The sequence below is a fragment of the Neobacillus sp. KR4-4 genome, assembly GCF_042136325.1.
Classification (GTDB): domain Bacteria; phylum Bacillota; class Bacilli; order Bacillales; family Cytobacillaceae; genus Neobacillus.
This window is the reverse complement of record NZ_JBHHJU010000004.1, coordinates 65,260-77,834: the sequence shown is the minus strand read 5'-3', so window position 1 is coordinate 77,834 and position 12,575 is coordinate 65,260. Positions and strand designations below refer to the sequence as shown.

Sequence of the window (12,575 nt, the reverse complement as noted above, 5' to 3'; positions counted from 1 at the left end):
TTAATTACCTCCCTTTGGCTTGACAACAATGTCTTTAATCATGACATGATGGCCAGTGCTGCAATATTCTAAACACATAATTTTATACGTTCCCGGTTTTTTAAATGTAATAGAGACAATATTTGTATAGTCGGGCATCGCTTGAGTTTGTGCGATCAAATGCAGTTTTTCATCATACAGCCCAAACCCATGGGTGACATCTTTACTTGTAACACGAAACTGGACAGGCTCCCCCACAGTAAAGTTTTCATTACTTAATTCCCAGGCAAACTGTATCCCACTAACCTCAACAACCTTGCCATTTTCTTTTGCCTGTACGTGCTGGTCGTGGTAAGGTAGTTTGCTTAGTGAAATTGCAGAAGCAAATCCCATAATGGCTAGTAATCCAAGAAAATAAAATTTACGAATTTTATAGCCTTTTTCCTGAATAGATCCATACTCTTTTAGTTTTCTCGATTCCCCGTACACAAACGAAAATGCTAGTGCGATAAGGAATACGAAAAATAATGTAGCGTACCACGCAATAGATTGGTACATAGTAATCCCTCCCCAAAAAAAATAATCAAACAAGCAGTCCCCCAACCGCTTGTTTCATTTCATTTTCCATTGTAAACACCTTTTTATGAGAAATTAGTGAAAAATATCATACTTTCACTAGGGTATCTATCATAAGTATTAGCCCTTTTTTAATTTTTTTGAGATTAATTGAAAAGGTACCCCTATTATTTCATTGATGTTGTCGAATGATTTATCAAATAATAACAAACCAACATTCAGGAGGTTAGAAATGGGTACTGTACTAATCGATATAGACAAATTACTAGAAGCAACGTCAAATCTAACATCTGAGAAAAATAATAATAATGTTAAAAAAGTTGAAATCGACCTTTTACTTGAAAATACCCGAGATTGGTAAAAATAATATTTTTCAAAAGATAATTTTTAAAATGCCTTCATTTAACATGGAGGCATTTTATTTTTTGCAGAAAGAAATCGGTTATTAATAATAGGAAAGAATAGAATTCCATTTATGTTGCTTTAAAGCGAAAAAATATTTTTGCGATATCTATTGATTTTCCTTCAAAAAGATACTAGAATAATTTTTAATATATTCAATTTTTTGAAAATTAATATTTTAGTATTTGAGGGGGATTTAGCTAGTGAAGAAAAAAGGAAAAGTATTTTCAATTGCTTTAGCAGGAATGATGCTGCTTGCAGGGTGTGGAAGTAAAGAATCCGCAGGCGGAACTGAAAAAGGGGGAGCAGATAAGGAATTCAAAGTAGGTATTACCCAATTTGCACCACACCCATCCTTAGATGCAGCGACAGAGGGTTTTAAAAAGGCTCTAAAAGATAAAGGAATTAAAGTTAGCTTTGATGAACAAAACGCTCAAGCAGACATGAACAACACGCAAACAATTGCGAATAATTTTGTCGGAGACAAAGTAGATTTAATCTTTGCTAATGCTACGCCTAGTGCAACGGCTGCATTGAATGCTACCAAAGATATTCCGATTATCTTCACTTCAGTAACAGACCCAGTGGGTGCTGGATTGGTAGAGGCTTTTGATAAACCAGGCAAAAACATTACTGGAACAACAGATAACCATCCAGAAGCAACGAAAAAGACAATCAGCTTTATTACAGACGAAGTGAAAGCGAAAAATGTTGGGGTCATCTATAACTCAGGGGAACAAAATTCAGTTGTTCAGGTGGAAGAAGTTGAAAAGATTGTTAAAGAGAAGGGTGCTAAGCTAGTAAAAGTATCTGTTTCTACTACAGCAGAAGTGAAGCAAGCCTCAGAATCATTAGTTGGACGCGTTGATGCCATCTACATTCCCACTGATAATACTGTTGTTACTGCACTTGACTCAGTTATCGCCGTTGCAAACAGTAAGAAAATCCCGTTGTTCGTTGGTGAACTAGATTCTATGAAAAAAGGCGCGGTTGCTGCGAGTGGATTTAGTTATTACGATCTTGGCTATCAATCTGGTATTATGGCAGCTGACATTTTAAGCGGCAAAAAGAAAGCATCTGAAATTCCTGTTGAACTTCCTAACAGCTTAAAGCTTGTAATTAACAAGAAGGCTGCTGAAGCTCAAGGTTTAAAAGTCAATGATGCTTGGAGTAGTTTAGGTGAGTTCTACGAAGGTAAATAAATAATATTTTTCAATGAGGAGCCTTCATTTAGAAGGCTGCCTCTTTGTCACTACATAAAATTTTGCATCTAAGACGGATGCTTAATGATTAAAGAAAGGATGATCTCAATGTTTACAGCCATATTTGGATCATTTGAAGCAGGTATCATCTACGCGATTATGGCACTGGGCGTATATCTTTCCTTTCGTATTCTGGATTTTCCGGATTTAACGGTTGATGGGAGTTTTGTCACTGGGGCAGCAATTTCAGCGGTAATGATTGCGAATGGTACCGATCCATTTTTAGCTACAATTATGGCCCTATTTGCAGGTTTTGCAGCAGGATGTTTGACAGGACTTCTGCACACATTTGGAAAGATTAACAACTTGCTTTCCGGTATTTTAATGATGATTGCACTTTATTCAATAAATCTGAGAATTATGGGACGTTCCAATATCCCTTTATTAAATACAGATACAGCTTTTACGAAAATCAGTGGATTTTTTGAAAAGACAGGAATTGATTCATTCTTCAATAATATTCTTTCCATGGTCGGTCTCGGTGACAGCCTGCCGGAAACATGGGGAATTCTTCTTTTTATGATTATCGTTACATTTGTGATTAAATTCCTGACGGATTTGTTCCTAAGGACAGAAATTGGTCTTGCTGTTAGAGCAACTGGAGATAATAAACGTATGATTCGCAGCCTTTCTGCTAATACCAATCTGCTTGTTGTGTTTGGCTTAGGTTTATCTAATGCATTAGTAGCATTTTCAGGTGCTCTGATTGCCCAACAAGGTGGATTTGCAGACGTAGGTATGGGAATCGGGATGATTGTGATTGGCCTAGCTTCCGTTATTATTGGTGAAGCCCTTTTTGGTACAAAAACAATCGCTCGGACAACACTTGCTGTGATTGGCGGTTCCATTATTTATCGAATCGTTGTAACGTTAGCCTTGCGTGTAGATTTCTTAGACCCAGGTGATATGAAGCTGATTACTGCACTTATTGTTATTATTGCACTTACTGCTCCAAAAATCATTGAAGGTTCTAAGGAGAAAAAGCGTAAAGCCCGACGTAGATCAGAGCGAAGGAATATCATCCAGGCAAATGCTTCAGCGAAGGGGGACAATCATGCTACACTTAAATGAAATTCATAAGATTTTTAATGAAGGGACTCCGGATGAAAAAATCGCCATCGATCATGTGAATCTGAACCTTCAGCCTGGTGATTTTGTCACTGTTATTGGAAGTAACGGTGCGGGGAAATCTACACTAATGAATATCATTTCCGGTGTATTGATCCCAGATGTCGGTGAGGTTCAAATAAACGGGAAAAATGTTACCAATATGTCAGAGTACAAACGTTCAAAAATGATTGGCCGTGTCTTTCAGGACCCAATGGCAGGAACGGCTCCAAGTATGACAATTGAGGAAAATCTTGCGATGGCGTACTCACGTAACAAAATGAGAACCCTTCGCCAAGGGGTAACTAAAAAGCGCCGTGATTATTTTCGTGAGGTATTGGAATCATTGCATTTAGGACTCGAAAACCGGCTTAGTGCAAAGGTGGGGCTATTATCAGGTGGAGAACGCCAAGCATTATCCTTATTAATGGCAACTTTCACAGAACCATCCATCCTCCTTCTTGATGAACACACAGCGGCACTTGATCCGTCAAGAGCGGAATTAATTACAAATTTGACGAGAGAAATCGTCGACAAATACAAACTTACTACCTTAATGGTGACACATAATATGCAGCAAGCGATTGATTTAGGAAATCGTTTAATTATGATGGACAAGGGGCAGATTATTTTAGAGGTCAGTGAGGAAAATAAGAAGCAGCTGACAATTGAAAGTTTGTTAACGGAGTTTAAACGGATCCGCGGTGAACATATGGCAAGCGATCGGGCGATTCTTTCCTAATCGAAAAAATTTTTTGAATGTTTATTCTACTAGTGAACAATATTTCCACTATGTTTAAATTAGAAACTTCCCGAAACGGGTAAGTTTCTTTTTGCATTTTCGGGAAATAACGCAAAAATTATCCTGATTTCTTTAGCACAAAAAAGCGTTATTGCTTTACATCCTATCCTTGATAGGACAAGCTTCATTGAATTAGAATTAATTCTGAATATTATTACATTTGGTTAATGGGGGTTTCTAAATGAAAGAAAATAGAGTAAGAGCAGATCAATTAGCTAATGACTTCTTTCCAGTTCGAGACGTGGATTATATTGAGATTTACACAGGTAATGCCAAACAAGCATGTCACTTTTTCTGTACAGCATTTGGTTTTGAACCAGTAGCATATTCGGGTCTTGAAACAGGCAATCGTGAAACCGCTTCCTACTGCTTGAAGCAGCGGAATATTCGTCTCCTGCTTACAGGCTCTTATAGTAAGGATGGGTCAGTAGCCCAATTTGTTAAGAAACATGGAGACGGTGTGAAGGATATAGCACTCTTAGTTGATAATGTTGAAAAAGCTTTTGAAGAGGCTGTGAATCGAGGCGCGATTGCCATTACGGCCCCATTTGAAATGAGCGATGAATCAGGGGTGGTTAAAAAAGCTGTTCTAGGTACATATGGGGACACAATCCATACGTTAATAGAACGCAAAAATTATCAGGGTGTGTTCTTACCTGGATTCGAATCATATTCAGCGGAATTACCGGTGAAAGATGCGGGTTTAATTGGGATTGACCATGTCGTTGGGAATGTTGAGCGCATGGGGGAATGGGTAGAGTATTATGCTAAGGTAATGGGCTTTAAAGAAATGAAACATTTCTCTGACAAGGACATTACCACAGAATACTCTGCACTTATGTCAAAAGTTATGCATAACGGAGGACGGATCAAGTTTCCTATCAATGAACCTGCGGTAGGGAAACGAAAATCACAAATTCAGGAATTTCTAGAATTTTATAATGGGCCTGGTGTACAGCATTTAGCAATCCTAACTGAAGATATTGTCTCAACAGTAGCTATATTAAAGCAAAATGGAGTGGAATTCCTAAAAACTCCTGATACTTATTATGAATCCTTAGGTGAACGGATTGGAAAAATTGATGAAGAAATAGAAAAGTTGCGTGAGTTAAATATTTTAGTAGACAGGGATGATGAGGGGTATTTACTGCAGATTTTCTCGAAACCAATTGTTGACCGTCCAACATTATTTATTGAAGTTATTCAACGAAAAGGGGCACGCGGTTTTGGGGAAGGAAACTTTAAGGCATTATTTGAGTCGATTGAGCGGGAGCAGGAAAGACGAGGAAATTTATAATGAATAGAGACTAATAGTTTAGAAGAGCTAAAGGGAGAGTGATCTCTCCCTTATTTAAAGACCTACTAAGTGAGGTGATAAATGTAATGGAGATTTCCCCGAAAACACTGGAATGGAGAGAGGCGTATAAATTATTAGTTGGGTCCATTCTCCCCCGTCCAATAGCTTTTGTTTCTACAGTGGATGAGAAGGGGACTGCTAATGCGGCACCATTTAGTTTTTTCACGGCAATTTGTGCGGACCCTATGCTCATTTGTTTTTCACCAATGAGAAGAGGAACAGATGGAGCTAAAAAAGATACGCTTGTAAACATTGAAAGCACAGGTCAATTTGTCATTAATATTGTTAGTAACAGTTTGGCGGAGCAAATGAATGATTGTGCAATTGAATTTAGTCCGGATGTCGACGAAATGATGGAAGTGGGTTTAGCGAAAGAACCTAGTATCAAGGTCAAGGTGCCGCGCATTAAAGAATCCCTTGTCCACCTAGAATGTGAACTAGAACAAGTATTGCATTTTGGTGAAAAGCCTGGGGCAGGAAGTCTAGTAATTGGAAAAGTAGTGCATGTCCATGTAACCGATGAACTGTTTGATAAGGGACGGATTGACTCTGCGAAACTAATGCCGATAGGAAGAATGGCAGGAAACATCTTTACAGACCCCTTAGCAAAAATGTTTGAAATGAAGAGAAAAACCTAGAAAAAAGGTGAATGTTGTGAAATTCGTAACCTTCGAAAAAAAGGATGGGACAAATAGAGCAGGATGGTTATTGGATAAGGAACATGTGGTTGATATGCATGAAGCATCAGGTGGAATGCTGCCTAGTAATCTCTTGGATTTTCTAGAAAATAGTATGGCAAATCTAGAAAAAGTGTCCAGTTTCTCATTTACAAAGGAGCAAAAAGGAGTGTATCCATTAAGAGAGTTCCGTTTAAAGGCCCCGCTGCCATACCCAAGGAGCTTTCGTGATTTTTATGCATTTGAACAGCATGTAAAACAAGCAAGGGAAAATAGGGGTCTTGGAATGATTCCAGAATGGTACGAAATCCCTGTCTTTTATTTCTCTAATCATCTTGCTATTAAAGGACCAGGAGACGCTATTGTTAAGCCAAAAGAGTGTAACTGGCTTGATTATGAGCTTGAGATTGCCTGCATCATTGGTAAAGAAGGCAGAAATATTTCTGCAGAACAAGCGGATGAGCATATTTTTGGCTACTGTATATTAAATGATTGGAGCGCAAGAGACCTGCAAAGGAAAGAAATGAAAGTTGGCCTTGGTCCTGCTAAGGGGAAGGATTTCTCCACTTCAATAGGACCATGGATTGTTACAAAGGATGAGTTTGAACCATTAAAAGCAGGAAAAGGCTTTGATCTTACCATGAAAGCTACTGTAAATGGATGCCTTCTTTCCGAAGGAAATATGAAAGACTTATTTTATTCATTTGGAGAGATGATTGAGAGGGCTTCTGCGGGTGTTACCTTATACCCTGGTGAGATGATTGGTTCAGGAACTGTCGGATCTGGATGTATTCTTGAACTTGGTGAACAAGTGCATCGTTGGTTAAAACCTGGTGATCGAGTTAAATTAGAAATTGATCATCTTGGCGTGTTACAGAATGAGATAATCGCTGAAGAGAGGTGAAAACATGTATTACCGGCAAATGGGGAAGATACCGCACAAACGGCATACGATGTTTAAAAAGGCGGATGGGAGCCTATTCCGAGAGCAGGTAATGGGGACACGGGGGTTTTCTGGAACCCAATCGATTTTGTATCATCAATATATGCCAACAGAAGTGGTGAGAGCGGAATTAGTTAGAGATTATTTGCCAGAATATGAGAACCAGCAGGCACTCAAACACCGTCATTTTTTTACCAGTAAAGTTTCAACCAAAGGTGATGGCCTCCATGCTAGGGAGTATATTTTGGGGAATCAGGATTTATTAATTGGAACAGCCCATGTAACTGCACCGATGACAAGCTTTTATCGGAATGGTGATGGAGATGAAATGCTCTATGTCCATTATGGGAAGGGAAAACTGGAAACGATGTTCGGGACCCTTTCATACCAGCCGGGAGATTATCTAATTATTCCGATTGGGACCATATACCGTGTTATACCAAACGAAAATGAAGAGACAAAAATGCTGTTTGTTGAATCCTTCAGCCAAATCACCACACCAAGACGGTACCGAAATGAATATGGCCAGCTATTAGAACATAGCCCATTTTGTGAAAGGGACCTTCGTGGCCCGGAAGAACTGACGGCATTTGATAAAAAGGGTGAATTTGAGGTCTTAACAAAATCAAGAGGGAAGATAACCTCGCATATTTTAGGACATCATCCCCTTGACGTAGTGGGCTGGGATGGATATTTATATCCTTGGGCTTTTAATATCAAAGATTTTGAACCAATCACCGGGAGAGTCCATCAGCCGCCGCCAGTCCATCAAACTTTTGAAGGGAATAATTTTGTTGTCTGTTCATTTGTTCCGAGACTCTATGACTACCATCCGGAGTCCATACCGGCGCCATATTATCATAGCAATGTGAACAGCGACGAACTTCTCTATTATGTGGAAGGTAATTTTATGAGTCGTAAAGGAGTACAGGAAGGTTCCATTACGCTCCATCCAGGCGGTATCCCACATGGGCCGCATCCTGGGAAAACAGAAGCAAGTATTGGAAAAAAGGAAACGTTAGAACTTGCCGTTATGATTGACACCTTCCATCCTTTAAAAATCGTAAAAACCGCACAAGAAATTGAGGATGTTAATTATATGTATTCATGGTATGAGAAATAGGAATAAATTAATTAGCGAACAATCCAATAAATTAAATTGGATTGTTTTTTATCTTCAGGTAAAAAGTGGTATTGTAATAATAAGATATTTGAAAATGAAATGAGGTGAAGTCATGGAGTTGGAACCAATACTATCTAAATTAAAAAACCACACACCAAAGATTCTTGGCAGTGAAAAGTTTTCAAAATATGCTGTTATGGTCCCACTCATTGAAAAAGAAGACGGGGTCCACGTTTTGTTAGAAGTTCGTTCCCTGGAACTTAGAAGGCAGCCCGGTGAAATTTGTTTTCCAGGGGGGAGGATTGATGCCCAGGATTCCGACGAAAAAGCAGCCGCTATCCGTGAAACTGTTGAAGAATTATGTGTCAGCAAGGAGAGTATATCAAATGTACTCCCATTGGATTTTATGATTTCACCTTTTGGAATGATAATCTATCCTTTTGTTGGCTACATTAAAACACCTAATCCAATTGTTCCTAACCCTTCAGAAGTTGGTGAGATTTTTACCGTGCCGCTATCATTTTTAATAAAAAATGAACCAGAGATTTATCGTATAGAATTTAAGGCAGAACCCGAGGTGAATTTTCCCTTTGATCTTATTGTTGGGGGAGAAAATTATAATTGGCGGACACGTGGGGTTGAGGAGTATTTCTACCGTTATGATGGAAAAGTGATTTGGGGGCTTACGGCCAAGATTCTTGCCCATTTTATTGATTTACTTCGTTAGTTTTAGTTCCGAAACAAAGAGTGGATTTCTAGCCAAGATCCACTCTTTTTTTTGATTGTACGCCAGGGGTGAACAAATGTCTTTCTATAAAAGAAAAAGCTTGATTATTTTCTGAATATGATTAAAATTAAGATTATATTTTTAGAATTAGGGAGATGTAGGGATGAAGGTCGTAAAGTTTGGTGGGTCCTCACTAGCATCAGGAAAACAACTGGAGAAGGTATTTAAGATTGTAGTTTCAGACCCCGAAAGAAAAGTGGTTGTCGTTTCTGCCCCCGGGAAAAGGTTTGCAGAGGATGATAAGGTAACAGATTTATTGATTGAATGTGGAGAACTTTGTTTACAAAATAAAGACCCAAGAGAACCATTTGAGGCAGTCCTTGAAAGATACTGCTCAATCGCAGAAGAATTATCACTGTCACATGACATTATTATCGAAATTCAAGAAGATTTAGCAAATCGGCTGAGTGCAGATAAAACAAAACCTGATCGTTTTCTGGATTTGTTAAAAGCAAGTGGTGAGGATAACAACGCCAAATTGGTGGCTGCCTATTTCCGTAAGCAGGGCGTAGAAGCTTCTTACATAGACCCGAAAGAAGCGGGGCTGCTTGTCAGTGATGAGCCTGGTAACGCTCAGGTGCTGCCAGAAGCTTATAATCAATTATATTTGTTGAACGAACGAAAGGGGATCCTAATATTTCCAGGTTTCTTTGGTTATAGCAGGCAAGGTGAGGTGTTTACCTTTTCACGGAGCGGATCCGACATTACTGGATCCATCTTAGCCAATGCCCTTAAAGCTGACCTTTATGAGAATTTTACTGATGTCGATGCGGTGTATTCCGTCAATCCCTTCATTGTAAAAAGTCCGAAAGAAATAAAAGAACTGACTTACCGGGAAATGCGTGAACTTTCATATGCGGGATTCACTGTATTACATGATGAAGCACTTGTTCCGGCGTTCAGAGCAGGAATTCCTGTACACATCAAAAATACAAATAATCCAAGTGCACCTGGTACAAAGATTGTCTATGAACGAGACAACACAAATGGACCAGTGATTGGTATTGCCAGTGACCAAGGATTTTGTAGTATATACGTAAGCAAATACCTAATGAATAGAGAGATAGGCTTTGGACGGAAGCTGTTAAGTATCTTAGAAGACTTCGGATTATCTTATGAGCATACCCCTTCAGGCATTGATGATGTTTCCGTCATCCTTCGAGAAAATCAAATGGATGCGGAAATGGAGAAGGCGATTAAGGAACGGATTGAAACAGAACTTCATACTGATCAAGTAAAGATTGAGCATAGTCTTGCACTTATAATGGTGGTTGGCGAGGGAATGCGCCATAATGTTGGGACCATGTCAAGAGCTTCCAAGGCACTGGCGAAAGCTCATATCAATATTGAAATGATTAACCAAGGGTCGTCAGAAGTTAGTATGATGTTCGGGGTAAAAGAAGTAGATGAAAAGAGAGCGGTTCAAGCACTTTATGAGGAATTTTTTGTGGCAGTTACGGTTTAATATCAATATTTTAAAAGGTACGTCCAACGACGTACCTTTTTATTACAGGTTTTTTAACTTTTTCCGAGTACGGATTCCGGCAAGTACTGCAATAATCAACCCCCCAATTGTATCAGCAATTAAATCGGTCATTGTATCTTTATTTCCCCCGCCTTGTAAGGTCATATCGAAAAATTGGTCGGAGCTAAATTCATAAATTTCCCATAATACGCCACCGAGTGCCGCAAAGGATAACGTAAATAAAAACACAAACCATGGCGAAATCTTATCCCCAGCATTTCGATGAATCAAACGTTCATATAAAGCAATCCCGGAAAATGCGAGAATGGCTCCACTGACCAAATGCATAAAAGTATCCCACCAACCGAGACCATACCAGCCTAGGATAGAACCTAAATATTGAGAGCCAACTAAGAAAATTAAATAGGAAATAACAATTGGTAAATTGAATTGTAGTTTGGTGAATAATGCCAATAATAACGGAATCGCACCGCATACAATACCGCCAATTGCGACTGAGCCTTCAAAGGATTCTCCCTTTGTATAGTAATAGACCGCTAAAACTGCCATGAAAAGGACATAAATGGCACTTAAAGTGATGACAAGTTTTCGATTCAACAAAATGCACCTCTTTAAACTTTTGGTTTTCGAAAATAGGCGTAAATGGCAATTAAGAGTCCTCCGGAAAACCCGCACAACAGGTCATACATCGTATCTTTATTTCCCCCAAGCTGCATGATGTGCGTGAAAGTTTGATCCCCTGCAAACTCATAAATCTCCCAAAGTACACTTGCTAGGACAGAAAGGGAAAGAACGAAAATTGAAATAATCCAACGTGAGGTATCCTTTCTTACTTGTTCAGGTATCATTAATTTATATAATGTTATGCCAACACAAGCGACATATACACCTTTATAAAAATGTATGGTCGAATCCCACCATCTATATTTAAGATAAAAATCCCCTATAGTCCCTAAATACGTGGTACAAAAGATAAATAGATAAAACCCAACGATGCTTGGCAGGTTAAATGGTATGTTTTTCTTAAAAATCAATAGCATGGGCAACGCGCACACGATTATCCCTCCGAGGGCTACTTGCCATTTTGAAGGCTGCCCTTTAACAAGGAAAAAAATAAATAAGACAATCATAAATAACACAAATATACTACCTAGAACAATAAGTATTTTCCGTTTCAATGACTCACCTCATTAATCATCGTTCATTACAATTATATCCAATAAAAATAATTGAAATCACTCCGATAATTTTGTATTGAAAACTCGCATAGGCACATACAAAAGAGTATATTGGAGAGGTAGCACATTGTAGGAATAGACCAAGATAAAGATGGTTGCGGAGGATATTATGCAAAAGGCACAAATACCAACTTACGAGCGAATTGCGATAGATTTAGCAAATAGAATATATGATGGGAAATTTAAGGTGGGAGAAAAAATTCACGGGAGATCAACCTTAGCCAGTGAATATAAGGTTTCTCCTGAAACTATTCGAAGAGCTATAAAAATTTTGGAAGATGTTGAGATAGTCCACTCCACAAAAGGCAGTGGAATTGTTATTTCTTCTCGGGAGAATGCTTATAAATATATTCAACGGTTTTCAAATCTTGCAAGCATCAAAGATCTTGAGAAGCAAATGAACTCCCTCATTTCCAAAAGAGACAAGCTCGATGAACAGCTCTTTGATACGCTCCGAAAAATTATGGACTATTCAGGAAAGCTTCGTCATACGAACCCACTTGCACCCATCGAAGTAGAGGTAGTTTCGAATTGTATACATATTGGCAAAACTATTTCGGAATTGAAGTTTTGGCAAAATACTGGGGGAACTGTTATCGGGATGAAACGAAAGGGAGAATTAATTATTTCACCAGGCCCCTATGCCGTAATACAAGAAGGGGATGTCCTCCTTGTCATAGGTGCTGATGAAACATATGACCGAGTCCTTCATTTTATGGCAGAGTAAGAAGGGATTGAAAGATGCAAAAAAGCCGGATTTTTAGGTAAAGGGTTCCGTTTTGTAGTGCTTAATGACTCGTTCCAAATAGAGTAACCAGCAAAGGAAAAATAAGAGG

Annotated in this window: 14 protein-coding genes; 11 read left to right on the top strand and 3 right to left on the bottom strand. The window is 38.7% G+C overall.

The window, feature by feature from the left end:
* Window positions 1-537 (bottom strand): cupredoxin domain-containing protein, encoded by a 537-nt coding sequence (locus ACE198_RS05485; RefSeq protein ID WP_098574973.1) that lies wholly within the window; start codon window positions 535-537, stop codon window positions 1-3.
* Window positions 538-787: 250 nt separating this feature from the next.
* On the opposite strand from ACE198_RS05485, the gene ACE198_RS05480 reads away from it, so the two are divergent.
* The 10 genes from ACE198_RS05480 to ACE198_RS05435 all read left to right on the top strand — a co-directional run bounded on the left by ACE198_RS05480 (window position 788) and on the right by ACE198_RS05435 (window position 10,480).
* A complete protein-coding gene (locus tag ACE198_RS05480) occupies window positions 788-916 on the top strand; it encodes a hypothetical protein (RefSeq protein ID WP_375374916.1) in 129 nt (42 codons plus the stop codon).
* 244 nt (window positions 917-1,160) lie between these two features.
* Complete coding sequence (locus tag ACE198_RS05475; protein WP_098574972.1) at window positions 1,161-2,159, top strand: ABC transporter substrate-binding protein; 999 nt, start codon at window positions 1,161-1,163, stop codon at window positions 2,157-2,159.
* A 108-nt stretch (window positions 2,160-2,267) separates the two neighbouring features.
* A complete protein-coding gene (locus ACE198_RS05470; RefSeq protein ID WP_098574971.1) occupies window positions 2,268-3,290 on the top strand; it encodes an ABC transporter permease in 1,023 nt (340 codons plus the stop codon).
* Entirely contained in the window at window positions 3,274-4,068 is a 795-nt protein-coding gene (locus tag ACE198_RS05465; RefSeq protein WP_098574970.1) for an ABC transporter ATP-binding protein, read from the top strand. Before ACE198_RS05470 ends, ACE198_RS05465 begins: the two co-directional genes overlap by 17 nt.
* Before the next feature lie 241 nt (window positions 4,069-4,309).
* Window positions 4,310-5,425, top strand: a complete 1,116-nt coding sequence (gene hppD / locus ACE198_RS05460) for a 4-hydroxyphenylpyruvate dioxygenase (protein ID WP_375374915.1) — start codon at window positions 4,310-4,312, stop codon at window positions 5,423-5,425.
* Window positions 5,426-5,511: 86 nt separating this feature from the next.
* Window positions 5,512-6,123, top strand: a complete 612-nt coding sequence (locus ACE198_RS05455) for a flavin reductase family protein (RefSeq protein ID WP_375374914.1) — start codon at window positions 5,512-5,514, stop codon at window positions 6,121-6,123.
* 16 nt (window positions 6,124-6,139) lie between these two features.
* Window positions 6,140-7,066, top strand: a complete 927-nt coding sequence (locus ACE198_RS05450) for a fumarylacetoacetate hydrolase family protein (RefSeq protein WP_375374913.1) — start codon at window positions 6,140-6,142, stop codon at window positions 7,064-7,066.
* A gap of 4 nt (window positions 7,067-7,070) precedes the next feature.
* Window positions 7,071-8,228, top strand: a complete 1,158-nt coding sequence (locus tag ACE198_RS05445; RefSeq protein WP_375374912.1) for a homogentisate 1,2-dioxygenase — start codon at window positions 7,071-7,073, stop codon at window positions 8,226-8,228.
* 112 nt (window positions 8,229-8,340) lie between these two features.
* Window positions 8,341-8,955: an NUDIX hydrolase gene (locus tag ACE198_RS05440; protein ID WP_098574965.1), complete on the top strand. Its 615-nt coding sequence runs from the start codon at window positions 8,341-8,343 to the stop codon at window positions 8,953-8,955.
* Between the two features lie 163 nt (window positions 8,956-9,118).
* Window positions 9,119-10,480 (top strand): aspartate kinase, encoded by a 1,362-nt coding sequence (locus ACE198_RS05435; RefSeq protein ID WP_251462320.1) that lies wholly within the window; start codon window positions 9,119-9,121, stop codon window positions 10,478-10,480.
* A 42-nt stretch (window positions 10,481-10,522) separates the two neighbouring features.
* Here ACE198_RS05435 and ACE198_RS05430 read toward each other — a convergent pair whose 3' ends face one another.
* Window positions 10,523-11,098: a DUF2238 domain-containing protein gene (locus tag ACE198_RS05430; RefSeq protein ID WP_251462323.1), complete on the bottom strand. Its 576-nt coding sequence runs from the start codon at window positions 11,096-11,098 to the stop codon at window positions 10,523-10,525.
* A gap of 14 nt (window positions 11,099-11,112) precedes the next feature.
* Window positions 11,113-11,679 (bottom strand): DUF2238 domain-containing protein, encoded by a 567-nt coding sequence (locus ACE198_RS05425; protein ID WP_375374911.1) that lies wholly within the window; start codon window positions 11,677-11,679, stop codon window positions 11,113-11,115.
* Window positions 11,680-11,848: 169 nt separating this feature from the next.
* Between ACE198_RS05425 and ACE198_RS05420 the strand changes: the two genes are divergently transcribed.
* The gene (locus tag ACE198_RS05420; protein WP_375374910.1) at window positions 11,849-12,466 is read left to right on the top strand and encodes a GntR family transcriptional regulator; all 618 of its coding nucleotides are present in this window, start codon (window positions 11,849-11,851) and stop codon (window positions 12,464-12,466) included.
* Window positions 12,467-12,575: the final 109 nt, after the last annotated feature.

Coding starts and splice junctions, on each gene's coding strand:
- hppD (WP_375374915.1), top strand. CDS start 4,310: ATGAAAGAAAATAGAGTAAGAGCAGATCAATTAGCTAATGACTTCTTT.
- ACE198_RS05455 (WP_375374914.1), top strand. CDS start 5,512: ATGGAGATTTCCCCGAAAACACTGGAATGGAGAGAGGCGTATAAATTA.
- ACE198_RS05440 (WP_098574965.1), top strand. CDS start 8,341: ATGGAGTTGGAACCAATACTATCTAAATTAAAAAACCACACACCAAAG.
- ACE198_RS05435 (WP_251462320.1), top strand. CDS start 9,119: ATGAAGGTCGTAAAGTTTGGTGGGTCCTCACTAGCATCAGGAAAACAA.
- ACE198_RS05465 (WP_098574970.1), top strand. CDS start 3,274: ATGCTACACTTAAATGAAATTCATAAGATTTTTAATGAAGGGACTCCG.
- ACE198_RS05470 (WP_098574971.1), top strand. CDS start 2,268: ATGTTTACAGCCATATTTGGATCATTTGAAGCAGGTATCATCTACGCG.
- ACE198_RS05420 (WP_375374910.1), top strand. CDS start 11,849: ATGCAAAAGGCACAAATACCAACTTACGAGCGAATTGCGATAGATTTA.
- ACE198_RS05445 (WP_375374912.1), top strand. CDS start 7,071: ATGTATTACCGGCAAATGGGGAAGATACCGCACAAACGGCATACGATG.
- ACE198_RS05480 (WP_375374916.1), top strand. CDS start 788: ATGGGTACTGTACTAATCGATATAGACAAATTACTAGAAGCAACGTCA.
- ACE198_RS05485 (WP_098574973.1), bottom strand. CDS start 537: ATGTACCAATCTATTGCGTGGTACGCTACATTATTTTTCGTATTCCTT.